This window comes from Blautia sp. DFI.6.71, assembly GCF_020593585.1.
In the GTDB taxonomy this organism is placed as follows: Bacteria; Bacillota; Clostridia; order Lachnospirales; family Lachnospiraceae; genus Blautia_A; species Blautia_A wexlerae.
In genome coordinates this window covers 1-26,757 of record NZ_JAJDMJ010000017.1, presented here as the reverse complement: position 1 = coordinate 26,757, position 26,757 = coordinate 1, and the positions used below count along the sequence as shown (strand labels likewise).

At 40.5% G+C, this 26,757-nt stretch carries 22 protein-coding genes, 1 tRNA gene and 1 riboswitch; of the genes, 22 read left to right on the top strand and 1 reads right to left on the bottom strand.

The features are described 5' to 3' along the window. Window positions 1-38: 38 nt before the first annotated feature. From LJE12_RS09115 to LJE12_RS09105, 3 genes are all read left to right on the top strand, one after another. Window positions 39-2,393 (top strand): hypothetical protein, encoded by a 2,355-nt coding sequence (locus LJE12_RS09115; protein ID WP_243871163.1) that lies wholly within the window; start codon window positions 39-41, stop codon window positions 2,391-2,393. A gap of 47 nt (window positions 2,394-2,440) precedes the next feature. Next, on the top strand, window positions 2,441-3,313 hold the full coding sequence (gene rsmA, locus LJE12_RS09110) for a 16S rRNA (adenine(1518)-N(6)/adenine(1519)-N(6))-dimethyltransferase RsmA (RefSeq protein ID WP_008707998.1): 873 nt from the start codon (window positions 2,441-2,443) through the stop codon (window positions 3,311-3,313). A 392-nt stretch (window positions 3,314-3,705) separates the two neighbouring features. Next, window positions 3,706-4,158: a DUF1002 domain-containing protein gene (locus LJE12_RS09105; RefSeq protein ID WP_008707996.1), complete on the top strand. Its 453-nt coding sequence runs from the start codon at window positions 3,706-3,708 to the stop codon at window positions 4,156-4,158. 333 nt (window positions 4,159-4,491) lie between these two features. On the opposite strand, the gene LJE12_RS09100 is transcribed toward LJE12_RS09105, so the two are convergent. Next, the gene (locus tag LJE12_RS09100) at window positions 4,492-5,148 is read right to left on the bottom strand and encodes a GTP pyrophosphokinase (protein ID WP_020993340.1); all 657 of its coding nucleotides are present in this window, start codon (window positions 5,146-5,148) and stop codon (window positions 4,492-4,494) included. Window positions 5,149-5,433: 285 nt separating this feature from the next. Here LJE12_RS09100 and LJE12_RS09095 point away from each other — a divergent pair, with 285 nt between their 5' ends. The 19 genes from LJE12_RS09095 to LJE12_RS09005 all read left to right on the top strand — a co-directional run bounded on the left by LJE12_RS09095 (window position 5,434) and on the right by LJE12_RS09005 (window position 26,527). After that, window positions 5,434-6,342 (top strand): S1 RNA-binding domain-containing protein, encoded by a 909-nt coding sequence (locus tag LJE12_RS09095; RefSeq protein WP_022380403.1) that lies wholly within the window; start codon window positions 5,434-5,436, stop codon window positions 6,340-6,342. Window positions 6,343-6,355: 13 nt separating this feature from the next. After that, window positions 6,356-8,026, top strand: coding sequence for a putative manganese-dependent inorganic diphosphatase (locus tag LJE12_RS09090; protein ID WP_025578477.1), 1,671 nt, complete (start codon window positions 6,356-6,358; stop codon window positions 8,024-8,026). Between the two features lie 34 nt (window positions 8,027-8,060). Beyond that, window positions 8,061-8,651 carry a flavin reductase family protein gene (locus LJE12_RS09085; protein WP_008707992.1) on the top strand — a complete coding sequence of 197 codons (591 nt, stop codon included), beginning with the start codon at window positions 8,061-8,063 and terminating at the stop codon, window positions 8,649-8,651. A 51-nt stretch (window positions 8,652-8,702) separates the two neighbouring features. Beyond that, entirely contained in the window at window positions 8,703-9,215 is a 513-nt protein-coding gene (locus LJE12_RS09080) for a shikimate kinase (protein ID WP_008707991.1), read from the top strand. Window positions 9,216-9,431: 216 nt separating this feature from the next. Further along, window positions 9,432-10,724, top strand: coding sequence for a UDP-N-acetylglucosamine 1-carboxyvinyltransferase (locus tag LJE12_RS09075; RefSeq protein WP_008707990.1), 1,293 nt, complete (start codon window positions 9,432-9,434; stop codon window positions 10,722-10,724). Window positions 10,725-10,822: 98 nt separating this feature from the next. Then, window positions 10,823-10,924, top strand: a riboswitch (SAM riboswitch). A 162-nt stretch (window positions 10,925-11,086) separates the two neighbouring features. Continuing rightward, entirely contained in the window at window positions 11,087-12,268 is a 1,182-nt protein-coding gene (gene metK, locus LJE12_RS09070; protein WP_008707987.1) for a methionine adenosyltransferase, read from the top strand. Between the two features lie 237 nt (window positions 12,269-12,505). After that, the gene (locus LJE12_RS09065) at window positions 12,506-13,648 is read left to right on the top strand and encodes a sensor histidine kinase (RefSeq protein WP_118614454.1); all 1,143 of its coding nucleotides are present in this window, start codon (window positions 12,506-12,508) and stop codon (window positions 13,646-13,648) included. Next, entirely contained in the window at window positions 13,645-14,334 is a 690-nt protein-coding gene (locus tag LJE12_RS09060) for a response regulator transcription factor (protein WP_118614456.1), read from the top strand. The genes LJE12_RS09065 and LJE12_RS09060 overlap by 4 nt, the downstream gene beginning before the upstream one ends. A 289-nt stretch (window positions 14,335-14,623) precedes the next feature. After that, on the top strand, window positions 14,624-16,090 hold the full coding sequence (locus tag LJE12_RS09055) for an aminotransferase class I/II-fold pyridoxal phosphate-dependent enzyme (RefSeq protein ID WP_118614458.1): 1,467 nt from the start codon (window positions 14,624-14,626) through the stop codon (window positions 16,088-16,090). A gap of 10 nt (window positions 16,091-16,100) precedes the next feature. Then, window positions 16,101-16,688: a guanylate kinase gene (locus tag LJE12_RS09050; RefSeq protein WP_118614460.1), complete on the top strand. Its 588-nt coding sequence runs from the start codon at window positions 16,101-16,103 to the stop codon at window positions 16,686-16,688. 52 nt (window positions 16,689-16,740) lie between these two features. Continuing rightward, window positions 16,741-17,730, top strand: coding sequence for a DNA polymerase III subunit delta' (holB, locus tag LJE12_RS09045; protein ID WP_008707979.1), 990 nt, complete (start codon window positions 16,741-16,743; stop codon window positions 17,728-17,730). 1 nt (window position 17,731) lies between these two features. Then, the gene (locus LJE12_RS09040) at window positions 17,732-18,631 is read left to right on the top strand and encodes a PSP1 domain-containing protein (RefSeq protein ID WP_025578483.1); all 900 of its coding nucleotides are present in this window, start codon (window positions 17,732-17,734) and stop codon (window positions 18,629-18,631) included. Further along, window positions 18,624-19,364, top strand: coding sequence for a tRNA1(Val) (adenine(37)-N6)-methyltransferase (locus LJE12_RS09035; RefSeq protein WP_118614462.1), 741 nt, complete (start codon window positions 18,624-18,626; stop codon window positions 19,362-19,364). The genes LJE12_RS09040 and LJE12_RS09035 overlap by 8 nt, the downstream gene beginning before the upstream one ends. Window positions 19,365-19,404: 40 nt before the next feature. Beyond that, window positions 19,405-20,256 carry a 16S rRNA (cytidine(1402)-2'-O)-methyltransferase gene (rsmI, locus tag LJE12_RS09030; RefSeq protein ID WP_118614464.1) on the top strand — a complete coding sequence of 284 codons (852 nt, stop codon included), beginning with the start codon at window positions 19,405-19,407 and terminating at the stop codon, window positions 20,254-20,256. A gap of 197 nt (window positions 20,257-20,453) precedes the next feature. After that, the gene (gyrB, locus tag LJE12_RS09025; protein WP_008707973.1) at window positions 20,454-22,379 is read left to right on the top strand and encodes a DNA topoisomerase (ATP-hydrolyzing) subunit B; all 1,926 of its coding nucleotides are present in this window, start codon (window positions 20,454-20,456) and stop codon (window positions 22,377-22,379) included. A 19-nt stretch (window positions 22,380-22,398) separates the two neighbouring features. After that, on the top strand, window positions 22,399-24,972 hold the full coding sequence (gyrA, locus tag LJE12_RS09020) for a DNA gyrase subunit A (RefSeq protein WP_227226883.1): 2,574 nt from the start codon (window positions 22,399-22,401) through the stop codon (window positions 24,970-24,972). A gap of 2 nt (window positions 24,973-24,974) precedes the next feature. Beyond that, window positions 24,975-25,532, top strand: coding sequence for a hypothetical protein (locus LJE12_RS09015; protein WP_025578488.1), 558 nt, complete (start codon window positions 24,975-24,977; stop codon window positions 25,530-25,532). A gap of 18 nt (window positions 25,533-25,550) precedes the next feature. Next, window positions 25,551-26,264 (top strand): lysophospholipid acyltransferase family protein, encoded by a 714-nt coding sequence (locus tag LJE12_RS09010; protein WP_008707970.1) that lies wholly within the window; start codon window positions 25,551-25,553, stop codon window positions 26,262-26,264. 175 nt (window positions 26,265-26,439) lie between these two features. Then, window positions 26,440-26,527 (top strand) — tRNA-Ser (locus LJE12_RS09005). Window positions 26,528-26,757: the final 230 nt, after the last annotated feature.

The window sequence follows — 26,757 nt, the reverse complement described above, 5'->3', positions numbered from 1 at the left end:
GATACACTGAGCGTAATTATGGAAAGTTGGTGAATGCATTGGATAAAGAAGAATTTCGGATAAAACTTGAAGAGATTAATAAGCTGGTTCAGGACAAAGATTATAAAGGTGCCATGAACATTGTAGACAGCATAGACTGGAGACGCGTCAAAAATGTCCGCACCTTATGTGTTGTCGGTGAAATATATGCAGCAAACGGAAGATATGAGGACAGTAAGGAGATTTTCCTTCTTGCATATCATAAGGCATCTATTGGAAAAAATATTCTTTACCGTCTGATTGAGATCTCTCTGCGAATGGATGATATCAATGAAGCAGAAGAATTTTTTGAAGAGTATAAGCAGGTGGCTTCGAATGACAGTACACAATATATTCTGCAGTACAAGATTGCAAGGGCAAAAAATTCTTCATTAAATGAGCAGATCAGAATCCTGGAAGAGTATAAAGAACAGGAATTTACAGAGAAATGGTCATATGAACTGGCAGCCCTGTATTACAAAGCAGGAGAAAAACAGAAATGTCTGGATTTATGCAATGAAATCATTCTCTGGTTCAGTGAAGGCAAATATGTTATGAAAGCCTATGATCTTAAAATGAGAATGGGTGAGCTGACAGGTGCTGAGAAAGCAAAATTTGAGAAACAGTTTGTTCCGAAACTTCTTACACCAGAGCAGGCGAAAGAACTGGAGAAGAAAAAAACGGAAACAGAAGTAAAAGCGCAGGAAGAGCCTGAAGCTGAAGAAGTGGAAGAAACGACAGAAAACAATGAGCCGGAAGTTCAGGTCAGCATGGAAGGCATTCAGGAAAAGATTTCAAAGGGGATCAGGGATGTCTTTGGAGGTAAGACTCAGGAAGAGAAAGAAGAGTTTCCGGAAGAATCCATGGATATGGTTAACGAGGCCGGTATCACCAGGGAAGATGAGATTCCGGAAGAAATCATAAAGAGTGATGCGTCACAGAAAGAACCTGAAAATGTTCCGGAATTGGAGGCAGAACCTGAAAAACCGGGGGCAGAACCCATGGCTGCAATTAAGATGCCTGAATTAAATATTCCGGCATCCATGAAAAATATGGAACTGAGCAAACCGCCGAAAGTTGAGGAAGTTGCTGAGACGAAACTGAATATGGATTCTTTTGATCTGGAAGGGAAAGAGTTGAATCTGGAGGATACGATCCTTGCTGCTGCCAGTGCGCAGGGAATTGAGATTCCGAAGGAAGAAGAGTCAAAAACAGAAGAAGTACAGGAAGAAAGTTCAGAAACTGATGTTGATGATAAAGAAATAAAAGCCCATGATATTTCAGAGGAACTGGAAGAACCGGATTTCCTCAGCGGAGATATACAAGATATAAAGGTTGCTGATCCAAAGCCGGATGAAGAACCGAAAAAGGAAATACCGGTGCAGCCGGAAATAGAAGAAGCTGAAGAAGAAGATGAGGTTACAGAAGAAGATCTCAGAAGAGCTGAAGAGGAATTTCTCCATGGACCGATGGGGAATACAGATCTGAATCCGGAAGATGATACAGAGGGAACGGAAGAAGCCCACCCCCTGACAGAAGAAGAGGAGCTGGAACGTTTTATAGAATCTATCCAGCCGGAAAATGGAGCAGATCCAAGGGATATCGTACCAAGAGAAAAAGAACTTACAGATGATGAGAAGCAGTTATTTACATATTTTGTAAAGGTTCCGGGTATGAAAGAGCAGCTTGTGGATACTTTATATGATGTACAGATGGCTGCAGCAGACAAGTCTTCTAAAACTGGAAATATTATTGTGATGGGCGGTAAGGAATGCGGAAAGACCAGACTGATCTCAGGCCTGATTCCGGCAATCTGTAAAGAACTGAATCTGGAAGCGTCAAAAGTAGCATATGTTTTTGCAGATCAGATCAACGGAAAAAATATTTATAAGATTTTTTCAAAGCTGGCAGGTGGCTTTCTTGTGATCGAAAATGCAAATCAGCTGACACCGGAAACAGTAGAGATGCTTGACAAAGCCATGGAAGTTAACACAGACGGACTTACAGTAATCGTGGAAGATGAGAAGATTGGTATGCGAAAACTGATTGCCAGATATCCGAAATTCGCAAAGAAGTTTACTTCAATGATCAATATTCCTGTATTTACCAATGATGAACTTGTCAATTTTGCAAGGGTTTATACAAAAGAGAATGGTTATGCTATTGATCAGATGGGAATGCTTGCGCTGTATAATCTGATTGGAATTAACCAGAAAGAGGATTCTCCTATGAATGTTGGCGCAGTAAAAGAACTGATAGATGCTGCGATTGCAAAATCACAGGGAGGAATCCGTAAATTTAAACGAAATGTATCTAAGAAACGTATAGACAGAGATGGATATATTGTTCTGTACGAGAAAGATTTTACTAAATAATGCGTATTTGTACAGTTACAAGTAATAAAGAAAAAGGAGTAAAGATTATGCCCAGACCGTATCTAGGAGATCCAAAGTATACCATAGAAGTGCTTCAGAAGTATAATTTTGCATTCCAGAAAAGGTTTGGTCAGAACTTTCTGATCGATACTCATGTTCTGGATAAGATTATAGATTCTGCACAGATCACAAAGGATGATTTTGTATTGGAGATTGGACCGGGAATCGGAACCATGACACAGTATCTGGCTGAAGCAGCAAGGGAAGTGGCAGCAGTTGAGATTGATAAAACACTGCTTCCTATTCTGGACGACACTCTGAAAGATTGGGATAATGTGACAGTCATCAACAACGACATCCTCAAAGTAGACATCCGCCAGCTTGCACTGGAAAAAAATCAGGGGCGTCCGATCAAGGTTGTTGCCAATCTGCCATATTACATTACTACCCCAATCATCATGGGATTGTTTGAGAATCAGGTTCCTGTTGATTCTATTACTATTATGGTACAGAAAGAAGTTGCGGACAGAATGCAGGTAGGACCCGGAACAAAAGATTACGGGGCGCTTTCACTGGCTGTGCAATATTATGCGAAACCAAAGATCGTGGCAAATGTACCGCCCAACTGTTTTATGCCAAGACCTAAAGTGGGAAGTGCGGTGATCAGACTGGAACGATATGAAAAACCGCCGGTTGAGGTAAAGAATGAGAAGCTGATGTTTCGTATTATCAGAGCATCTTTTAACCAGAGAAGGAAGACACTGGTGAATGGTCTGAAGAATTCACAGGAGATACCATTTTCTAAAGAACAGATTGAGCAGGCGTTGGGGATGTGTGGACTTTCACTGAGTGTCAGAGGAGAAGCACTGACACTGGCACAGTTTGCACAGCTGGCAAATGCATTTACAGAAATTTCATAAAAAGATAAATATAAAAAGCATCCGGTGGCTAAGCGGATGCTTTTTATATTACGTTCAAATTTATTTTTTAAAAGGAAGGAGAGTTAATTGCCTCTTCCGGCAATCAACATATGAAAAAGAAATTTTATAAAAATAACGTTGGCTTTATTATTTTTATGGCTTTAGTATATCCTGCAATTATGAGAAAATCGTGTTTAAGATGTGAAAAAAATTTGAACAAATGTCGAAGGAATTATGAAGAGAGAAATTGGGATATTTATTTTACAGAAGGCATAAGATTTCTGATATAATGAGCCGGTAAATGAAAATGCCTGTTCATTGTCTGTAATCTGCTGACAGTGAAAAGACAGAGACTTATTATTGACTGGCAAAAGTATGGAGGTAATTAAATCATGAGAATAAAAAAAGCAGGAATACTTATTATTGCGGCAGCAATTACATGTACGACACCGGCAGTACCGGCGATGGCAGCAGATACTTCGGAATCTGTACAGGAGATTATTTCTGATAATGAGATTGATTCTCTTGTATCAGATCCGGACAAAGTAGTTGATATCATTATGTATGTGAAAAATGAGGCAGCAAAACAGGATATTTCAGATGATCAGATCAGATCGCTGATCCAGACTGCGGAGAGTACTGCAGGAGTTAGCCTTTCGGAGGAAGAAGAGAACAGAATCATAAAGATCGTTAAACAGATCAAGGATTCTGATATTGATGAGGAACAGCTCAGGAGTGCTGTGACGAAGGCATATGATAAACTGGAAGAAATGGGGATTGGTAAAGAAGAGGTAAAAGGAATCCTGCATAAACTGGCTGATTTTGCAAAGAGTCTTTTTGAGTAAAATCTGCTCATTCTCAAATCGTAACTGTGAAAAGACGAAATAGTTATGGAAGATTATGGGGGATATACAAGATAGACAAGCATAAAATAAAACAAGAACTATAAATATGTGGTAATTCTATAAAAAAATATTAAAAAATATAAAATAATTGTGCAAATAAACGAAAAGTTAACTGCAAGTTCATAATTTATTCACAAATGATTGCTACTATATAGATAGTTCGAAAGAACCTACGAAAGACGTTGTAATGTGTTATCATTACACATAAATTTTTTTCATAATAATAGCCCCGGTAAACCACTGCCGGGGCACTCCTCGTTTTACGGGGATTTTTTATTTTTTATCTGATAATTTTCCATATTTCTGGATTTCATTATTGAGTTCTTCCATGCGGGTATCCAGTTCTGCTACATATCGCGCACATTCTCTTAATTCTTTTGTGATATAGTCAGGTCCGTCTCCCTCAAATTTGTAATGCATCTTATGCTCCAGAGTCGCCCAGAAATCCTGTGCAACTGTGCGGATCTGAATCTCTACTTTGGTATCAATGATACTGTCGGAGAGAAAGACCGGTGTGGTAACCAGCATATGATAACTGCGGTAACCGCTCTTTTTAGGATTTTTCATATAATCACGTCTTGCAAGGATCGTCAGGTCATTTTGTTTGGAAATCATATCTGCGATCAGATAGATATCAGATGTAAAGGAACAGCTGATACGGATTCCTGCGATGTCATTTACATAGCGTACCATGTTCTCGATACTGGATTCATATCCATGTCGTTTCAGTTTTTTTACAATGCTTTCCGGAGTTTTGATTCTGGATTTTACATGTTCGATCGGATTGTATTTATGTCTGTGCTGAAATTCACCGTTTAGAATATCAATCTTTGTTTCTACCTGTTTAAGGGCAGACTGATAGACAAAAATAACTGTCTCCCAGTCATTCAGTTCTTTAAAATCCCTCAAGGGGACAGAATCATAATTCATGTATAATAATATCCTTTCCTGATACAGGCAGTTCCCCGTTGATTTTTGTAATCTCACAGGGGACTTGTTTATAGATTTGCTATAGTTGGTTGATGATATTATTGTAACATATAAATATCTGTTTGTGTGAACTATCTGTATGAAAATTCAGATTTCCATTATTAAAGTGATTGTGTTATAATGTTTGAAAATAGCTGACATAATATACTCTATTTGTAACTGTTCAGTATCCTGTAACAGATGGAGAAGAGTTACATTTATTCCAGGTAAAGGAGAAAACAGATAATGGCTGAATCAATGAAAGATTACGAAACAGAACTGGAAGCCTCTTTTAAGAAAATTGAAGAAGGGGATATTCTTACAGGAACTGTCATCAGTGTAGATGAAAAAGAAGTTGTGGTAGATTTGAAGTATTATGCGGAAGGCATTATTCCGGCAGAGGATTACAGCAGAGAACCGGGATTTTCTTTAAAGGAACAGGTGAATGTGGGAGATGAAGTTTCTGCGACTGTTGTGAGTAAAGACGATGGAAATGGAAATATTCTGTTGTCCAGAACAGAAGCAGCAGATGTGCTTGCATGGGATAAGCTGAAAGAATTAAAGGATTCAAAAGAAGTAATTGATGTGGTGGTAAAAGGCATTGTAAATGGCGGCGTGATCGCCTATGTAGAAGGTGTACGTGGATTTATTCCCGCCTCAAAGCTTGCCCTGAATTATGTGGAGGATACAAACGAATATCTGAACAAACCAATCCAGGTTCAGGTTTTCGATATTGATAAAGAAAAAGGAAGATTAATTCTCTCTGCAAAGGAAATATTAAGAGAAAAAGCAGAAGAGGAGAGAAAAACAAAAATCTCCAATGTGCAGGTCGGACTTGTAACAGAAGGTGTTGTTGAGAGCTTACAGCCATATGGTGCATTCGTAGATCTGGGAAATGGTCTGTCAGGTCTGGTTCATATTTCACAGATCTGTGAGAAGAGAATTAAGAAACCATCAGAAGTTCTGACAGTTGGAGATAAAGTAAAGGTAAAAGTAACTGCTGTCAAAGATGGAAAATTAAGTCTGAGCATCAAAGAGGCAACAGATATGATGGCTAAGGAAATTGAGGAGGAAGTGATCGAGCTTCCGGATTCAAAGGAAGAGGCTTCCACATCTCTTGGCGCACTTTTTGCAAACATTAAATTAGATAATTGAGGTTAGAATCTGTATGAGAAATCAGGAAAAAATATTTGTAATAGGTCACAAGAATCCGGATACGGATTCCATCTGTTCAGCAATTGCCTATGCGGACATCAAAAACAGGACTTCTCAGAAGGTGAAATACATTCCAAAGCGTGCAGGACAGATCAATGAAGAGACAGAATATGTGTTAAATCGTTTCGGCATGCAGCCGCCGGGATATCTGTCTAACATTGGAACACAGATAAAAGATATGGATATCCGTATGAGTCCGGAAGCTGATAAGAGTATGTCCCTGAAAAATGCATGGGATCTGATGATGGAGAAAAGTATCGTATCTCTTCCGATCAGAGACAGAGAAGGACAGCTGGAAGGTCTGATCACAATTGGTGATATTGCTAAGACTTATATGGATACAACGGACAGTTATCTGCTGTCAAGAGCGAAGACACAGTACAGAAGAATTGCCGAGACAATTGCAGGTACCGTAGTAGAGGGAAATGAGCATGGATATTTTACAAAAGGAAAAGTTCTGGTGGGAACTGCAAATCCGGAAATGCTCAAAGCCTATATTGAATCGGATGACCTGATAATCATGGGAGACAGAGAAGAGGATCATCTTCAGGCGATTGCGCAGAATGTTAGCTGTATTATCGTTGGTATGGGAATTGAAGTCAGCGAAAAGGTGATAAAGCTTGCTCATGAGAGAGAAATTGTAATTATTATGTCTCCGTATGATACATTTACGATCGCAAGACTGATCAACCAGAGTATTCCTGTACGGTATATTATGAAAACAGATAATCTGGTTACTTTTAATACAGAGGATTTTACGGATGATATTCAGAATGAGATGATCAAACACCGTCATCGTGCGTTCCCTGTAATTAACAAAAAGGGAAAATGTATCGGAACAATTTCCCGAAGAAATTTCCTGGATATGCACAGGAAAAAAGTAGCACTTGTGGACCATAATGAGAAAGATCAGGCAGTTGACAATATTGATAAAGCTGAAATCGTGGAGATTATTGACCATCATAAACTGGGTTCTCTGGAAACTATGGTACCGATTTCTTTCAGAAATCAGCCGGTCGGATGTACAGCAACGATTCTGTATGAAATGTATGGGGAGCAGAAACTTGAGATTTCACCGAGTATTGCGGGGCTTCTCTGTGCTGCGATTATTTCAGATACACTGATGTTTCGTTCACCTACCTGCACATTATCTGACAAGATGGCGGCAGGTGCGCTGGCACTTATTGCAGGAATCAATATTGAGCAGTTTGCAAAAGAGATGTTTAAAGCAGGAAGTAACCTGAAAGACAAATCACCGGAAGAAATTTTCTATCAGGATTATAAGAAATTTATTGCTGAGGATGAGATCAACTTTGGTGTTGGACAGATCAGTTCTATGGACAGCGATGAGCTGGCAGAAATCAAAGAGCGTCTGGTTCCGTTTATGGTCAGCGAGTGTGGCCGTCATGGTGTTACCCGCGTATTCTTTATGCTTACCAATATTATTGAGGAATCTACAGAGCTTCTCTATTATGGTGAGGGAAGTGAGGAAATGGCACGTATTGCTTTCCATATGGAGCCAAAGGATGGTGTATTTGATCTGAAAGGCGTTGTTTCACGTAAGAAACAGCTGATTCCGGCACTTATGGAAGCTGCACAGGCCGGACAGAACGATTACAACTGATGGCAGCAGACAGAATAGCTGAGGATAATAAGAAATGGAAAAAGAAACCTGGAAAGCAGGAAATATGCTTTATCCACTTCCGGCAGTTATGGTAAGTGTTTCTGACGGAGAGGGGAATGACAATATTATTACAGTTGCATGGGCAGGAACTGTCTGCACGAATCCGCCGATGGTGTCTATTTCTGTGCGACCATCCCGTTTTTCCTATGATATGCTCAGAAAGACGGGAGAATTTGTAATAAATCTGACAACAGAAAAACTGGCATATGCAACGGATTACTGTGGAGTCCGTTCCGGCAGGGATGTTGATAAATTTAAAGAAATGAAGCTTACCAAAGAGAAGGCGGATTTTGTGAAAGTTCCCATGATCGCAGAATCTCCGGTGAGTATTGAATGCAAAGTAAGGCAGGTTCTGGAATTGGGTTCCCACCATATGTTTCTGGCGGATGTGCTTGCAGTTCATGCTGATCCGCAGTATATGGACGAGAAGAAGAAATTTCATCTGAATGATGCGAAACCTCTGGTGTATTCTCATGGTGAATATCTGGGAATTGGTAAAAAACTGGGAACATTTGGATACAGCGTTAAAAAAAAGAAGAAAAAATCCGGAAAAAAGAAACAGTAACCCGCAATTTGCAGACGCAGACAATGTATGATAAAATGAAAGGACATAAACATGAATAATGTGACATTAATAGGAATGCCCGGTTCAGGGAAAAGTACAATAGGAGTTATTCTTGCAAAAGCATTGAGATATGAATTTCTGGATTCTGATCTTCTGATACAGAAACAGGAGAAAAGAAAGCTTTCAGAGATCATAGAGCAGGACGGACCGGAAAAATTTAAGGAAATTGAAAATCAGGTTAATGCAGACATTCATGTGACAGATACGGTCATTGCACCCGGCGGAAGTGTTATTTACTGTGATGAGGCAATGGAACATCTGAAGTCCATAGGTAAGGTTATATATCTTAAATTATCACTGGAATCTTTATCCAAAAGACTGGGAAATCTGAAAGGCCGCGGAGTTCTGTTAAAGGCCGGTCAGAGCCTGAAAGATCTGTATGAGGAACGTGTACCTCTGTACGAGAAATATGCAGATATTACCATTGATGAAGAGGGGAAAGATTTGGATGAAAGTCTTCGGGCAATTCTGGAGATAATACATATCAAAGAGCAGGGAAAGTGATTATTACAGCTCGGGAAAAGGACAGTGGTAAATAATTTTTGTTTACAAATGATAAATATATGATATAATATACAACTGACTTTAAAATAAGATGATCGTTTAGTATAAACATATATGCATTTGAAACAGAAGTTACATGTTCGCAGAAAACGAAAAACAGAGTGAACAGTGACCATTAATTCTGCTCATGGAGTGAAAATAAATAAGAGGTGTGATATGGAACAGTATGTTATAAAAGGAGGCAACCCTTTAGTCGGTGAAGTTGAGATTGCCGGTGCCAAGAATGCGGCACTTGCTATTCTTGCAGCAGCCATAATGACTGATGAGACGATTCTGATAGAGAATTTGCCGGATGTAAGGGATATCAATGTATTGCTTGAAGCGATCGCTGGTATTGGAGCACAGGTAGACCGTATTGATAAATCTACTGTGAAGATTAACGGATCTACAATTGGAGATGTAAGTGTTGATTATGAATATATCAAGAAGATCAGAGCTTCCTACTATCTGCTGGGAGCACTTCTTGGTAAGTATAAACATGCAGAGGTACCGCTTCCAGGTGGATGCAACATCGGAAGCCGTCCGATCGACCAGCATCTGAAGGGATTCAGAGCGCTTGGTGCAGATGTAGATATCATGCATGGAGCAATTGTTGCGAAAGCAGATGAACTTCATGGAAGCCATATTTTCCTTGACGTTGTCTCTGTAGGTGCAACGATCAATATTATGATGGCAGCCTCATTGGCTCCGGGACGTACTATTTTGGAAAATGCCGCAAGAGAACCGCATGTAGTTGACGTTGCCAACTTCCTGAACAGTATGGGGGCAAATATTAAAGGTGCAGGTACAGATGTGATCCGTATTAAAGGTGTGGAGAAGCTCCACCGTACAGAGTATTCTATTATTCCGGATCAGATCGAGGCAGGTACATTTATGTTTGCTGCGGCAGCAACAGGCGGAGATGTAACAGTTAAGAATGTAATTCCGAAGCATCTGGAAGCAACTACGGCTAAACTTGAAGAAATTGGATGTGAGGTTGAGGAATTTGATGATGCAGTTCGTGTACGTGCACCAAAGAGACTTCACCGTACTCATGTAAAGACTCTTCCATATCCCGGATATCCTACAGATATGCAGCCACAGATTGCTGTAACTCTGGCACTTGCAGAGGGAACCAGTATTGTAACAGAGAGTATTTTTGAGAACAGATTCAAGTATGCGGACGAACTTTCACGTATGGGAGCAAACATCAAAGTTGAGGGAAATTCAGCAATTATTGATGGTGTGAAGAAGCTTACAGGTGCGAGAGTAAGTGCACCGGATCTGCGTGCAGGTGCAGCCCTGGTGATCGCAGGTCTTGCAGCAGATGGAATCACAGTTGTTGATGATATCGTATATATCCAGAGAGGATACGAGAATTTTGAAGATAAGCTGAGATCTCTCGGTGCTGAGATTGAGAGAGTATCCAATGAGAAAGAAATCCAGAAATTCCGTCTCAGGGTGGGATGATAAAAAATACCAAAAAATTACTTGACATTTGTAAAGGTTAAGTATATTGTATGGTATGCAGCAATCTTAATTAATGCAAGTTAATAATTAGTAATAGCCTTTTATTCAGAGTGGTGGAGATACAAAGGATCTGCGAAGCCACGGCAACCCCTGTTTGTGTAGGAAGGTGCCAACCTGAGCGAGTGATCGAACAATAAGAGGATTGTTGAGATAATCAGACAGTCCGATTACTTCGGGCTGTTTCTTTTTGTTAACGGAAAAGTATCAGCGGAGAGAAATAATCTGTTGATACAGTACATAAATGGCTGCGGGTTATTCTGCGGTCGGGAAACAATTGTAAATGAATAAAAAAGGAGAACACAATGGAGAAAATTTTATTTACTTCTGAATCTGTAACTGAAGGCCATCCGGATAAAATGTGTGATGCTATTTCCGATGCTATTCTTGACGCTCTTATGGAAAAAGATCCTATGAGTCGTGTTGCATGTGAAACTGCTACAACTACAGGTCTTGTACTTGTTATGGGTGAGATTACAACAAATGCATATGTTGATATCCAGAAAATCGTAAGAGATACTATCCGTGAAATCGGATATACACGTGGAAAATATGGATTTGATGCTGATACATGTGCAGTTATCACAGCAATCGATGAACAGTCTGCTGATATCGCTCTTGGCGTAGATAAAGCTCTTGAAGCAAAAATGGGTGAAGATGAAATTGATGCCATCGGAGCAGGTGACCAGGGTATCCAGTTTGGTTATGCTTCCAATGAGACAGAAGAGTATATGCCATATGCCATCAACATGGCACACAAACTTGCACGTCAGTTAACGAAGATCCGTAAAGACGGTACATTAAAATATTTAAGACCGGATGGAAAAACACAGGTTACTGTAGAATATGATGAAGCCGGAAAACCAAGCCGTATCGATGCAGTAGTATGCTCTACACAGCATGATCCGGATGTAACTCAGGAGCAGATCCATGAGGACATTAAGAAATATGTTTTCGATGAGATCATTCCGGCAGATATGGTAGATGAGAATACAAAATATTTCATCAACCCAACAGGACGTTTCGTGATCGGCGGACCTCATGGTGACAGCGGACTTACCGGACGTAAGATCATCGTTGATACTTACGGTGGAACCGGACGTCATGGCGGCGGTGCTTTCTCCGGTAAAGACTGTACAAAGGTAGACCGTTCCGCAGCGTATGCTGCACGTTATGTTGCAAAAAATATTGTTGCAGCAGGTCTTGCAGATAAATGTGAGATTCAGCTTTCCTACGCGATCGGTGTTGCTCATCCGACATCTATCCACGTAGAAACATTCGGAACCGGTAAACTTTCTGATACAAAGCTGGTTGAGATCATTCGTGAGAACTTTGACCTTCGCCCGGCGGGAATTATCAAGATGCTTGATCTGAGAAGACCGATTTACAGACAGACAGCTGCTTATGGACATTTCGGACGTACGGATGTAGACCTTCCATGGGAGCATCTGGATAAAGTTGATGACCTTAAAAAATACCTTGCTTAAATAAGAAAATCGTAACTGTTCAGTACTTGCATAGACAGTGGAATGCTGAATAATTACAGAATATCACAAAAATTGCAGTGCAATGGGATAAAACAGGAATTATCTGAAAGAACAGGACAGATGATTCCTGTTCTTTTTATAGAAAATTTAGATATGTAAAACAGACTTTATGATATAATGCTTGCAGAGGGCAAAATTATAGAAACCTTATAAATCAACAGATAAAGGATGATCGGGATGAAGTTAAAAACAAGGATTATAGTTGGATTCGGTATGAGTATTCTGGTTCCTCTGCTTTTATTTTCGGCAACTTTGTACGGATTAGGTCATACAAAGTTTGCACAGCAGACAAAGGATTCCTCGGAAGTGGTGTATGATATTTCAGTAGGGGAATCCACCCACAGCCAGACACAGGTAAGGATTATTGCAAAAGATCTGCTGTTTACTGCGACGGTAATATTAGTATTCACAGCTTTATCTATTGGATTATGGATTTACAGAAGTATTGCCACACCGCTGGTTAAATTAAAGAAAGCCACTCAGAATATCAAAGAGGGAAATCTTGATTTTGTTCTGGAAGTAGATGGTGATGATGAGTTTTCGGAACTTTGCCGGGATTTTGAGGAGATGAGAAAGCGGCTGAAGGAATCAGCAGAAGAGAAAGTTCTTATGGATAAAGAAAATAAAGAACTTATCAGCAATATTTCTCATGATCTTAAGACGCCGATCACAGCGGTAAAGGGATATGTAGAGGGGATTATGGACGGCGTAGCGGATACGCCGGAGAAAATAGACCGTTATGTGAAGACTATTTATAATAAGACGAATGAGATGGATCATCTGATCAATGAGCTGACTTTTTATTCAAAGATTGATACCAACAGAATTCCATATACTTTCAGTAAACTGAATGTAGAAGATTATTTCAGTGATTGCGCAGAAGAAGTAGGACTGGAACTGGAAACGAGAGGAATTGAACTGGTATATGCCAATTATGTTGAGGATAATGTGCAGGTGATCGCAGATGGAGAACAGATTCGGCGTGTTATTCATAACATTATCAGCAATGCTATCAAATATATGGATAAACCGAAAGGTATCATCCAGATTCGCGTAAAGGATGTGGGAGATTTTATCCAGGTTGAAATTGAAGATAATGGAAAAGGAATTGCAGCAAAGGATCTGCCGTCTATTTTTGATCGTTTTTACAGAACAGATGTGTCCAGAAATTCATCCAAGGGTGGAAGCGGAATCGGGCTTTCCATTGTAAAGAAGATCCTGGAGGATCATGGAGGAAAGGTCTGGGCAACAAGCAGGCTTGGAATCGGCACAATTATGTATTTTGTACTTAGAAAGTATCAGGAGGTACCAATGAAATGAGCAGGATTTTAATCATAGAAGATGAAGAGGCAATTGCAGATCTGGAGAAGGATTATCTGGAGCTTTCCGGATTTGAAGTTGAAATCTGCAACAGAGGAGACACCGGACTGGCACGTGCGCTGAATGAAGAATTTGACCTGATTATTCTGGATCTGATGCTTCCGGAAGTGGATGGATTTGATATCTGCAGGCAGGTAAGACAGGAGAAGAATACTCCTATCATCATGGTATCTGCAAAGAAAGATGACATAGATAAAATCAGAGGTCTGGGACTGGGGGCAGATGATTACATGACAAAACCATTCAGTCCAAGTGAACTGGTAGCCAGAGTCAAGGCACATATGGACAGATATAATCGTCTGATCGGTTCCAATGTACGCAAAAATGATATTGTGGAGATCCGCGGGATCAAGATTGATAAGACTGCACGCCGCGTATGGGTAAACGGAGAGGAGAAAACATTTACTTCCAAGGAATATGATCTGCTTACCTTCCTTGCAGAGAATCCGAACAGAGTGTTTACCAAGGAAGAGTTGTTCCGGGAAATCTGGGATATGGAATCTGTGGGAGATATTGCAACAGTCACTGTCCATATCAAGAAGATCCGGGAGAAAATTGAATTTAATACTGCAAAACCTCAGTATATTGAAACAATCTGGGGCGTAGGATACAGATTTAAAGTTTAACTGAATCAGGGAAGTTCCATATTTCAGGCACGAAAAGGCAATAATCAGTGGGAAATTTGGAACGAGTGTTGGAAATTATAGCAATATGCATTATTTACGAGGATTGCTATAGTGTGCCGACAAGTTGATTCTTGAAGCAATCTTGCAGGATAAATTTTCTTATTTCAAGGCGGAGGAAGGAGGCGTAGCGGTGGCTACGGCGACCGACGACAACGCGGAAATAAGAAATTTAGACGCAAGATTGTTCGAGAAATCAACTTGTTGGCACAATAGTATAAAAAGGAAAAAAATGGAAAGATTATATAAAAAATTAGAAAGCTATGGGCAGTCTGACTATTATCCGTTTCACATGCCGGGGCATAAGAGAAACAGGGCATCTTCAGCAGATGACTTTCTTTTTGAGAGAGATATTACAGAGATTTCAGGATTTGACAATCTTCATCATGCGGAAGGGATTCTGAAAGAAGCACAGGAATATGCAGCTCAGATTTATGGGACAAAGAAATGTTTCTTCAGTGTAAATGGAAGTACGGCGGCTCTTCTGGCAGCAGTCAGTGCAAGTGTAAATAAAGGCGGGAAGATACTTGTCGCAAGAAACTGTCACAAGGCTGTTTACCATGCATTGTATTTACGTGAGCTTCAGCCGGTCTATATTTATCCACATGAAGATCAGAGACTGGGGATAAACGGAGGGATTTCACCTGAACGTGTGGAAAGATATCTGGAAGAAAATACGGATGTGCAGGCTTTTCTGCTTACTTCGCCTACGTATGACGGAGTTGTGTCTGATATAAAGACAATTGCAGAAGTTGCACACAGACATAAGATTCCTCTTATTGTGGATGAAGCACATGGTGCACATTTTCATTTTTCTAAGTATTTTCCGGTGTCTGCTGCTGATCTGGGAGCTGACATCGTAATACAGAGTTTCCATAAAACGCTGCCATCTATGACTCAGACGGCGGTGCTTCATATATGCAGTGATATGGCAGATGTGGAAAAGATAAAGAGATTTATGGGGATTTACCAGACCAGCAGTCCGTCGTATATTCTGATGGCGAGTATGGATGCATGTATGGATAAACTGAGAAAAGACGGGCAGCAGATGTTTCGCGAATTTACCTTCAATCTGGAAAAAGCCAGACAGCGTCTTTCAAAGTGTGAAAAAATAAAACTGATCGAAGGTTCTATGATCGAAGGCAGTGGAATCTATGATTTTGACAGATCCAAGCTGTTGTTCTCCGCAGTCGGAACTTCTGTTAACGGACACCTTCTCCATCAGATACTTCGTGACAGATATCACATTGAAATGGAAATGGCGGCTGAGAAATATGTTCTTGGAATTGCAGCAGTGGGAGATACAGAAGAGGGATTTGAGAGACTGTGTACTGCAATTGAAGAGATTGATGCAGAGATACAGCAAACAGATGAGTCGGAGGAATCGCAGTATCATACTTCTCATGCGAGAATGACACAGCTTATGACAATTTCTCAGGCAGTGGATGCACAGCAAAGGCGATATTCTCTGAAAGAAAGTGTTGGCAAAGTCAGTGCAGAGTTTGCTTATCTGTATCCGCCCGGAATTCCGATTATTGTGCCGGGAGAGCAGATAACTGGACAATTTGTAAGAAATGTGAGAAGATACATGGAACAGGGGCTAGAAGTACAGGGACTCAGTGATACATCTGCTGAAACAATCTGCGTAGCTGCCCGAAATGAAATTGGACAGGAAGAATACAGCCCGGCAAAGGAATAACATAACAGATATGGGAAAGATTTTTTACATCATGGGAAAGAGTGCATCCGGAAAAGACAGAATCTATTCACTTCTGGCCGCACATAAAGAATTGAATCTGAAAACACTTATTCTGTATACAACCCGCCCGATCAGGGCAGGAGAGCAGGATGGAAAAAATTATTATTTTGTAGATGACGGAAAACTGGAAGAATTCAGAAAAAACGGAAATCTTATCGAGGAGAGAGCATATCATACGGTTTATGGGATATGGACTTATTTCACTGCAGATGATGGTCAGATGAACCTTGCAGATTCCGATTATCTGGGAATCGGTACTCTGGAGTCATTTAAAAAGATGCGTAAATACTATGGGGAAGATGCAGTCTGTCCTGTTTATGTCCAGGTAGAAGATGGAGAAAGACTGAGTCGTGCTCTTAATAGAGAGAGAGAACAGGAAAATCCAAGATATGAGGAAATGTGCAGGAGATTTATTGCAGATCAGTCGGATTTTTCAGAGGAAAATATTCTGAACGCAGGGATAGAGAAACGTTTTCAGAATATAAATCTTGATGACTGTGTGAAAGAAATCGCAAATTATATAAAGTCTGTGCAATAGTTCTTCTTTTATGGTATAATATCTTACAAAACGGACTGGTGAGGTGATTCTTATGATGGGATTTAACAATATTATCGGACACGAAGAGATTATCGGACATTTAAAAAATGCAATAGAATCAGGAAAAATATCGCATTCTTATATTTTTACCGGTGAACCAGGTTCTGGTAAGAAGCTCCTTGCAGGGACTTTTGCGTCAACACTTCAGTGTGAGGCCGGAGGTACAGAACCCTGCCAGAAATGCGACTCCTGCAAAAAGGCGATGGGTAAGAATCATCCGGACATTATTATGGTCAGTCATGAGAAACCCGGAACGATCACAATTGACGAGATCAGAGATCAGGTGATCAATGATATAGATATCAGACCATATTACAGTCCTTACAAGATTTATATTATTGCAGATGCAGATCTTATGACACCACAGGCACAGAATGCTCTTCTTAAAACAATTGAAGAGCCGCCGGAATATGCAGTGATTCTTTTGCTGACTAATAATATCGGGGGACTGCTGCCGACTATTCAGTCAAGATGTGTTCGTCTTGATCTGAAGGTAGTGGATGACGGTCTTGTAAAGAAATATCTGATGGAGCATCTTCATGTTCCGGATTACCAGGCGGAGATTGACGCATCCTTTGCACAGGGCAGTATTGGAAGGGCAAAAGAAGCAGCTACTTCTCAGGAGTTTGCAGAGATGACTCAGAATGCACTGAGGATTCTTAAATATGCAAACACCATGGAAGTTTATGAACTGTCAGATGCGATTAAGAGTCTTTCTGAGGACAAACAGAATATCAACGATTATCTGGATATTTTCCAGTTCTGGTTCAGAGATGTCCTGATGTTTAAGGCAACACAGGAGATTGACAATCTGGTATTTAAACAGGAAATTAATTTTATCAGAGAACAGGCAAAGCAGCGTTCCTACGAGAATCTGGAGAACATTCTGGATTCTATTCAGAAGACAAAGGTACGTCTGAAAGCAAATGTTAATTTTGATCTGGCATTTGAATTGCTGTTCCTGACGATCAGGGAGAAATAGAATGACAAAAGTAGTAGGCGTGAGATTTCGTAATGTAGGCAAGATTTATTATTTCAGTCCTAAAGATTATGAAATTAAAACAGGCGATCACGTGATCGTGGAGACAGCCCGGGGAATTGAATACGGGAAAGTCGTACTTGCACCAAGAGAAGTAGGTGAGGAAGATGTTGTTCACCCTCTCAAAGAAGTTCTTCGTGTGGCAACAAAGGAGGACGACGAGAGAGAGGCACAGAACAGAGTCAGAGAGAGAGAGGCATTTAAAATCTGTCAGAAGAAGATTCGTGAACATGGTCTGGAAATGAAACTGATAGATGCAGAGTATACATTTGATAATAATAAAGTGCTGTTTTATTTCACTGCTGACGGCAGAATTGATTTTCGCCAATTGGTAAAAGATCTGGCAGCAATTTTTAAAACGCGTATCGAACTTCGTCAGATTGGTGTTCGCGATGAGACAAAGATTCTGGGAGGAATCGGTATCTGCGGAAGATGTCTGTGCTGCCACACATATCTGTCTGAGTTTGCACCGGTATCCATAAAGATGGCAAAAGAGCAGAATCTGTCCCTTAACCAGACAAAGATTTCCGGTGTGTGCGGAAGACTGATGTGCTGCCTGAAGAACGAGCAGGAAACATATGAAGAGCTGAATAAAAAGCTTCCGGGACTGGGAGATACAGTTACAACTCCGGATGGGCTTACCGGAACTGTACACAGTGTAAACGTGCTTCGTCAACGTGTAAAGGTAATTGTAGAGATCAATGACGAGAAAGAAATTCAGGAATTTCCGGTAGATGACCTGAAATTCAGACCGAGAAAGAAGAAAGTCAAAGTCTCTGAAAAAGAATTAAAAGAACTTGGAAATCTGGAAGATAAAAAAGGAGATTCCAAATTAAATGACTGATCAGCTGGTAAAAGATAATGAACGTATAGATGATCTTCAGAACGGATATTATGTGATACAGGATCCGGATAAATTCTGTTTTGGGATGGATGCAGTTCTTCTTTCCGGCTTTGCAAAAGTAAAAAAGGGTGAGACTGCTCTGGATCTGGGAACAGGAACGGGAATTATCCCGATCCTGCTTAAAACCAAAACAAATGGGAAACACTTTACAGGTCTTGAGATTCAGAAAGAGTGTGTAGATATGGCCGGACGCAGTGTCAGATATAATCATCTGGAGGACGATGTTGAGATCGTACAGGGTGATATTAAGGAGGCTGCTGATATTTTTGGGGCAGCTTCTTTTGATGTAGTGACAAGTAATCCGCCTTATATGATCGGACAGCATGGACTTCGCAATCCGGATATGCCAAAAGCAATTGCCAGACATGAAGTACTCTGTAATCTGGAGGATGTGGTGAGCCAGGCATCAAAGGTTCTGAAAGAACGTGGAAGATTTTATATGGTTCACAGACCGTTCAGACTGGCTGAGATTATGAATGTTCTCACAAAGTATCGTCTGGAACCGAAAAGGATGCAGCTTGTATATCCATACATAGACAGAGAACCAAACATGGTTCTGATCGAGGCATTAAAGGGAGGAAATTCCAGAGTTACAGTGGAACCTCCTCTGATCGTATATAAAGAGCCGGGAGTCTATACAGAAAATATACTGAAGATTTATGATATGATTTAACCGAATTTTATTTGCAAAGTAATATGAGAGGAAACAAATTATGAGTGGTAAATTGTATTTATGTGCAACACCCATAGGAAATCTGGAGGATATTACACTTCGGGTACTTCGAACATTGAAAGAAGTGGATCTTATTGCAGCAGAGGATACCAGAAACAGTATTAAACTGCTGAACCATTTTGATATAAAAACACCTATGACCAGTTATCATGAGTACAACAAAATTGATAAGGCATATGTTCTGATCAGTAAAATGCAGGAAGGGCAGAATATTGCACTGATCACAGATGCGGGAACTCCGGGGATCTCAGATCCGGGAGAGGAGCTTGCGGCAATGTGTTATGAAGCGGGGATTGAAGTAACTTCTCTTCCGGGACCTGCTGCCTGTATCACTGCCCTGACTCTGTCCGGACTTCCAACCAGAAGATTCGCTTTTGAAGCATTTCTTCCGGCAGATAAAAAAGAAAGAAAACTGATTCTGGAAGAACTGAAGAAAGAAACGAGAACTATCATTCTCTATGAGGCTCCTCACAGACTGGTAAGAACTCTGGAGGAATTGAAGGAAACTCTCGGAAATCGCAGAATGACTCTTTGCAGGGAACTGACGAAAAGACATGAGACTGCATTCCATACGACTATCGAGGAGCTGATCCTCTATTATCAGACAGAGAAGCCGCTTGGAGAGTGCGTGCTGGTGATTGAAGGCAGAAGCAGACAGGAGATGGAAGAGGAACAGAAGGCATCCTGGGAAAAAATTACCATAGAAGAACACATGGAAATCTATGAAAATCAGGGACATTCAAGAAAAGAAGCTATGAAAATGGTAGCAAATGACAGAGGAATGACGAAGAGAGATGTCTATCAGTACCTCATCAATAAAACCGAAGAATAAGATTAACATACAGAAGAATTCCCGTTTTCGGGGATTCTTTTTTATTCAGGCTGTGGCAAGGAACGGGCTTTTGTGCTATAATAAATTTGTATTATTATGTCCAGATACCAGAATATATTTGAAAACCTGTCTATAATTTTCACGCAGGGGTTTTCAGATATATTCTGGTGATAAGTATATATAACAGGAGGAAAGAAATGGGCGGAGAAAATACAGAATACGGAGCGGATCAAATCCAGATTCTGGAAGGTTTGGAAGCCGTACGAAAGAGACCAGGTATGTATATCGGAAGTACATCCGGCAGAGGTCTTCATCATCTGGTTTATGAGATTGTAGATAACGCGGTTGATGAAGCACTGGCAGGATTTTGTACAGAGATTCAGGTAGTTATTAATCCGGACAACTCTATCACAGTTGTAGATAACGGACGTGGTATTCCGGTAGGAATCAATCATAAAGCAGGGATTCCTGCTGTAGAAGTAGTATTTACCATTCTTCATGCCGGCGGTAAATTTGGAGGCGGAGGGTACAAGGTATCCGGTGGTCTTCACGGAGTAGGTGCGTCTGTAGTAAATGCACTTTCCACATGGCTTGAAGTAAGGATCTATCATGAAGGTAAGATTTATCAGCAGAGATATGAACGCGGTAAAACTATGTATCCTCTGAAGGTTGTGGGAGACTGCCAGCCGGATAAGACCGGAACAACAGTTGTCTTCCTTCCGGATAAAGAAATATTTGAGGAAACAGTATATGATTATGACATTCTGAAACAGCGTTTGAGAGAGATGGCATTCCTGACAAAGGGATTGAAGATTTCTCTTAAAGATACCAGAGAAGGAATGGAAAGAGAGAAAGTTTTCCATTATGAAGGTGGTATCCGTGAATTTGTAAGCTATCTGAACAGAAGCAAGGAAGCGCTTTACCCGGAAATCATTTACTGCGAAGGACAGCAGAACGGTGTGTCTGTAGAGGTTGCCATGCAGCACAATGACTCTTATACAGAGAACTGCTATGGATTTGTAAATAATATTAATACACCTGAGGGTGGTACTCATATTGTAGGTTTCAGAAATGCCCTGACAAAGACGTTCAATGATTATGCTAGAAAGAACAAGCTGCTTAAAGACAGTGAACCCAATTTGAGTGGCGATGATATCCGCGAAGGTCTGACTGCAATCGTCAGTGTTAAGATTGAGAATCCCCAGTTTGAAGGTCAGACAAAACAGAAGCTTGGAAACAGTGAAGCAAGAGGGGCTGTTGACAGCGTGGTGAGCAAGCAGCTTGAGATTTTCCTTGAGCAGAATCCAACAGTAGCGAAAACTACAGTAGAGAAATCAGTTCTTGCACAGAGAGCACGTGAGGCTGCACGTAAGGCTCGTGATCTGACCAGAAGAAAATCAGCACTTGATAATATGTCACTTCCTGGAAAGCTTGCAGACTGTTCAGATAAGAATCCTGAGAACTGTGAAATCTACATTGTAGAGGGAGATTCCGCCGGTGGCTCTGCAAAAACAGCCAGAAATCGTGTAACACAGGCTATCCTTCCACTGAGAGGTAAGATCCTGAATGTAGAGAAAGCACGTCTGGATAAGATTTATGCAAATGCAGAGATCAAAGCTATGATCACAGCTTTCGGAACAGGAATTCATGAAGATTTTGATATCAGTAAACTTCGTTATCATAAGATTATTATTATGACTGATGCCGATGTCGATGGTGCGCACATCGCAACCCTTCTGCTGACTTTCCTGTATCGTTTTATGCCTGAGCTTATCAAACAGGGATATGTGTATCTTGCACAGCCGCCATTATACAAGGTGGAGAAGAACAAGAAAGTATGGTATGCATACGACGATGATGAACTGAATCAGATTCTGACAGAAATCGGACGTGACGGAAATAACAAGATCCAGCGTTATAAAGGTCTTGGAGAGATGGATGCAGACCAGCTTTGGGAGACGACAATGGATCCTGAGAAACGAATCCTGCTTAAGGTTACCATGGATGAGGCTGCGACTTCTGAGATTGACCTTACATTTACTACACTGATGGGTGACAAGGTAGAGCCGAGACGTGAATTTATTGAAGAGAATGCAAGATTTGTAAAGAATCTGGATATCTGATAATAGGGAGAATAGATAAATGGAAGATAATATTTTTGACAAAGTCCACGAGGTGGATCTGGAAAAGACCATGAAGGACTCTTATATTGACTATGCCATGAGCGTTATCGCTTCCAGAGCACTGCCTGATGTAAGAGATGGTCTGAAACCGGTTCAGCGACGTGTATTGTATTCCATGATAGAACTGAATAATGGTCCTGACAAACCGCATCGTAAATGTGCGCGTATTGTCGGTGATACAATGGGTAAATATCATCCACATGGTGACAGTTCTATTTATGGAGCACTTGTAAATATGGCACAGGAATGGTCTACCAGATATCCGCTGGTAGACGGACATGGAAACTTTGGTTCCGTAGATGGTGACGGGGCAGCGGCCATGCGATACACTGAGGCACGTCTGAGTAAGATTTCCATGGAAATGCTGGCAGATATTAACAAAGATACTGTTGACTTCCAGCCAAACTTTGATGAAACAGAGAGAGAGCCGGTTGTACTGCCGTCCCGTTATCCGAATCTTCTGGTGAACGGAACTTCAGGTATTGCAGTAGGTATGGCTACCAATATCCCTCCTCATAATCTGAGAGAGGTTGTGGATGCTGTTGTCAAGATTATAGACAATATCATTGAAGAACAACGCGAAACGACTATGGAAGAGATTCTGGATATTGTAAAAGGTCCTGATTTTCCTACAGGTGCGACGATTCTTGGAAGAAGAGGGATTGAAGAAGCATACAGAACAGGTCGTGGTAAGATTCGTGTACGTGCAGTGACAAATATTGAGACTCTTCCAAACGGAAAGTCCAGAATTATTGTCACAGAGCTTCCGTATCTGGTAAATAAAGCGCGTCTGATCTCAAAGATTGCAGAACTTGTAAGAGATAAAAAGATTGACGGAATCACAGACCTGAATGACCATTCCAGTCGTGAGGGAATGAGAATCTGTATTGATCTGCGCAAGGATGCAAATGCAAATGTAGTTTTGAATTTACTGTATAAGCATACGCAGTTACAGGATACTTTTGGCGTAAATATGCTTTCACTTATTCCGAATAACGGAAGTCTGGAACCGAAGGTATTAAACCTGAAACAGATGCTGGAATATTATCTGGCTCATCAGGAAGATGTAGTGACCAGAAGAACGAAATATGACCTGAATAAAGCAAGAGAGCGAGCTCACATTTTAGAAGGTCTGCTGAAAGCACTGGACAATATTGATGAGGTGATCCGTATTATCAGAGCTTCGCAGAATGTGCAGATCGCAAAACAGGAGTTAATGGATCGCTTTGGACTGACAGATGTTCAGGCACAGGCAATCGTAGATATGCGTCTGCGTGCTCTGACAGGTCTGGAAAGAGAGAAGCTGGAAGCAGAGTATGCCGATTTAATGGAAAAAATCCGTAAATACGAGGCTATCCTTGCGGACAGAAGTCTTCTTCTTCGCGTGATTCGGGAAGAAATTCTTGCAATTGCAGAGAAATACGGAGACGACAGAAAGACTTCTATCGGATATGATGTATACGATATTTCTACAGAGGATCTGATTCCGAGAGAGAATACAGTGATCACAATGACCAAACTTGGATATATTAAGAGAATGACAGTAGATAATTTCAGAAGCCAGAACAGAGGTGGAAGAGGAATCAAGGGAATGCAGACTCTTGAGGATGACTACATTGAAGAACTTCTGATGACAACTACCCATCATTATCTGATGTTCTTTACAAATACAGGAAGGGTATATCGTCTGAAGGCATATGAGATTCCGGAGGCAGGACGTACTGCAAGAGGAACTGCGATTATTAATCTGTTACAGCTTATGCCGGGGGAATGCATCACTGCAGTAATCCCGCTCCGCAAATTTGAAGATGGTCATTATCTGATGATGGCTACGAAGAATGGCCTGGTAAAGAAAACACCGATTAAAGAATATGCGAATGTGCGTAAAAACGGACTGGCAGCTATCACATTGCGTGATGATGATGAACTGATCGAGGTTAAGCTTACAGATGATAAGAAGGATATAATACTTGTTACAAAAGATGGTATGTGTATCCGTTTTAAAGAAACAGATGTAAGAAGTACAGGCAGAACTTCTATGGGCGTACGCGGTATGAATATCGATGATGGAGACGAAGTGGTAGCAATGCAGCTGAATTCTCAGGGAGATTGTCTGCTGATAGTTTCTGCAAATGGTATGGGTAAACGTACTTCTATGGGCGAATTTACCTGTCAGAATCGTGGCGGTAAAGGTGTAAAATGTTATAAGATTACCGAGAAAACCGGTGATGTAATCGGAGCAAGAGCTGTAAATGAAGATAATGAAGTAATGCTGATCACTACGGAAGGTATTATCATCAGAATCGCCTGCGCTGATATTTCCATTCTTGGAAGAATTACATCGGGTGTAAAACTGATCAATCTTACAGAGGGTGTCACTGTAGCCAGTGTAGCTAAAGTGAGAGATAAAGAAGAAAAAGATACAAATGCACAGCAGGCAGCAGTGGAAATTACGGACAGTGCAGAAACAGAAGAATCTGATCAGCCGACAGATCAGGAGACACAGGATGAGAACAGAGGGGAAGAGGAATAACCATGAAGAAATGGTACAGATATCTTGCTGCCGGAGTGTTGGTATTACTGACACTCTGTGTGGCAGGATGCGGGGGAGTGAGTCATAAATCACCGGAAAAAGTAACAGAGGAATTGATTCAGTCCTATACTGACGGGAAAGAAAAGAAAGTGAAGGAGTGCTATAACCAGGCAGATAATACAGAAGCAGATCTTCAGACAGAGATTACAGCAACACTCAAATATTTTGCGGCACATAATCCTAAGAAAGTATCTGTTCAGGATTGTGAGATCCTTTCTGAAAATGACAAGTACAGTTATGTATACATAACCTACAATCTGATCCTGGAGGATGATCAGGAATATCCATGTGTTGAAACTTATATGGTTGGTAAACAGGATAAAACTTATTATATCATGGCACCATCACAGATCACAGATGATATGAAAACTCAGGCGGCTACAGCATATGTCCAATTTATGAAGACAGATGCTTACAAGACGTATACCAAAGCATATGAAACATTTATCAAGAAAAATCCGGGATATGAAGACAAAATTTCGGAAAAAGCAGGAGTGTAATATATCGAGGGCAAAAAAATGAAAAGAATATTACTGATGGTATTTAGAAATCTCTTTTTTGTTCCATATGGATGGTTTAAGTTATGCTGGTATGCATCGCATGCAGAACGTTACAGTGAAGAACAGAGATATCAGCTTCTTAAATATGTAGATAACAGAGCAGTGAAAGGCGGTAATCTGGTAATTGACGGTCATGGTATGGAAAATATTCCAAAAGAAAATGGGTTTATTTTCTTTCCCAATCATCAGGGATTATTTGATGTACTTGCAATCATACAGGTGTGTCCGGTACCTTTCTCGGTAGTGGCAAAAAAAGAGCTGACAAACGTACCATTTCTGAAGCAGGTATTTGCATGCATGAAAGCGTTTATGATTGACCGTGATGATGTCAAACAATCTATGCAGGTAATCATTAATGTTATCAAAGAAGTAAAGGCAGGAAGAAACTATCTGATTTTTGCCGAGGGAACCAGAAGCAAAGACGGTAATCATCCGCAGGAATTTAAAGGTGGAAGTTTTAAAGCTGCAACGAAATCAAAATGTCCGATCGTACCCGTAGCACTGATTGATTCTTATAAAGCGTTTGATACGGGATCTGTCAAAAAACTTACAGTGCAGGTACATTTTCTGGAACCCATATACTATGATGAGTATAAAGATATGAAAACAACAGAGATTGCAGCAGAGGTAAAAAAACGTATCGAAGCGACAATAACACAGTATACTTCTTGATGGAAGTATGAAATTTGCAAGTCCTGAAACCGGATTTTAGGGTAAAAATAAAAAATATGAAAAAAAGTAAAAAAACCTGTTGACAAAACAGGTTTTTTTACATATAATTACAAATGCACTTCGGGAGATTTCAAAGTGCATTCGAATTTAATATTGAACTATTAGTTCGGAGCCTGGAGAAGTACTCAAGAGGCCGAAGAGGTGCCCCTGCTAAGGGTATAGGTCGCTAACGCGGCGCGAGGGTTCAAATCCCTCCTTCTCCGTTTTTATTTTTTGGAAAACAAAAAATAAATAAAAAAGATGTTGACAAACACTTGAAACTATGATAAAGTAAACAAGCTGTCAACAAACAGTAAATCGGTTGAAAAAAAGATTTGAAAAAACTTAAAAAGTTCTTGACAAATCAAAAACAACATGATAAAATAAACAAGCTGTCGCAAGACAGACAACCTTGATAACTAAACAGTGAAACACATACGATTCTCGAAAATTC

Excerpts from the sequence above, each read along its gene's own strand:
- gyrA (WP_227226883.1), top strand. The coding sequence starts at position 22,399 with ATGGAAGATAATATTTTTGACAAAGTCCACGAGGTGGATCTGGAAAAG.
- LJE12_RS09040 (WP_025578483.1), top strand. The coding sequence starts at position 17,732 with ATGACAAAAGTAGTAGGCGTGAGATTTCGTAATGTAGGCAAGATTTAT.
- LJE12_RS09065 (WP_118614454.1), top strand. The coding sequence starts at position 12,506 with ATGAAGTTAAAAACAAGGATTATAGTTGGATTCGGTATGAGTATTCTG.
- LJE12_RS09050 (WP_118614460.1), top strand. The coding sequence starts at position 16,101 with ATGGGAAAGATTTTTTACATCATGGGAAAGAGTGCATCCGGAAAAGAC.
- LJE12_RS09095 (WP_022380403.1), top strand. The coding sequence starts at position 5,434 with ATGGCTGAATCAATGAAAGATTACGAAACAGAACTGGAAGCCTCTTTT.
- LJE12_RS09035 (WP_118614462.1), top strand. The coding sequence starts at position 18,624 with ATGACTGATCAGCTGGTAAAAGATAATGAACGTATAGATGATCTTCAG.
- LJE12_RS09055 (WP_118614458.1), top strand. The coding sequence starts at position 14,624 with ATGGAAAGATTATATAAAAAATTAGAAAGCTATGGGCAGTCTGACTAT.
- LJE12_RS09105 (WP_008707996.1), top strand. The coding sequence starts at position 3,706 with ATGAGAATAAAAAAAGCAGGAATACTTATTATTGCGGCAGCAATTACA.
- LJE12_RS09010 (WP_008707970.1), top strand. The coding sequence starts at position 25,551 with ATGAAAAGAATATTACTGATGGTATTTAGAAATCTCTTTTTTGTTCCA.
- LJE12_RS09060 (WP_118614456.1), top strand. The coding sequence starts at position 13,645 with ATGAGCAGGATTTTAATCATAGAAGATGAAGAGGCAATTGCAGATCTG.
- gyrB (WP_008707973.1), top strand. The coding sequence starts at position 20,454 with ATGGGCGGAGAAAATACAGAATACGGAGCGGATCAAATCCAGATTCTG.
- rsmI (WP_118614464.1), top strand. The coding sequence starts at position 19,405 with ATGAGTGGTAAATTGTATTTATGTGCAACACCCATAGGAAATCTGGAG.
- LJE12_RS09100 (WP_020993340.1), bottom strand. The coding sequence starts at position 5,148 with ATGAATTATGATTCTGTCCCCTTGAGGGATTTTAAAGAACTGAATGAC.
- LJE12_RS09015 (WP_025578488.1), top strand. The coding sequence starts at position 24,975 with ATGAAGAAATGGTACAGATATCTTGCTGCCGGAGTGTTGGTATTACTG.
- metK (WP_008707987.1), top strand. The coding sequence starts at position 11,087 with ATGGAGAAAATTTTATTTACTTCTGAATCTGTAACTGAAGGCCATCCG.
- LJE12_RS09090 (WP_025578477.1), top strand. The coding sequence starts at position 6,356 with ATGAGAAATCAGGAAAAAATATTTGTAATAGGTCACAAGAATCCGGAT.
- LJE12_RS09075 (WP_008707990.1), top strand. The coding sequence starts at position 9,432 with ATGGAACAGTATGTTATAAAAGGAGGCAACCCTTTAGTCGGTGAAGTT.
- holB (WP_008707979.1), top strand. The coding sequence starts at position 16,741 with ATGATGGGATTTAACAATATTATCGGACACGAAGAGATTATCGGACAT.
- LJE12_RS09085 (WP_008707992.1), top strand. The coding sequence starts at position 8,061 with ATGGAAAAAGAAACCTGGAAAGCAGGAAATATGCTTTATCCACTTCCG.
- LJE12_RS09080 (WP_008707991.1), top strand. The coding sequence starts at position 8,703 with ATGAATAATGTGACATTAATAGGAATGCCCGGTTCAGGGAAAAGTACA.
- rsmA (WP_008707998.1), top strand. The coding sequence starts at position 2,441 with ATGCCCAGACCGTATCTAGGAGATCCAAAGTATACCATAGAAGTGCTT.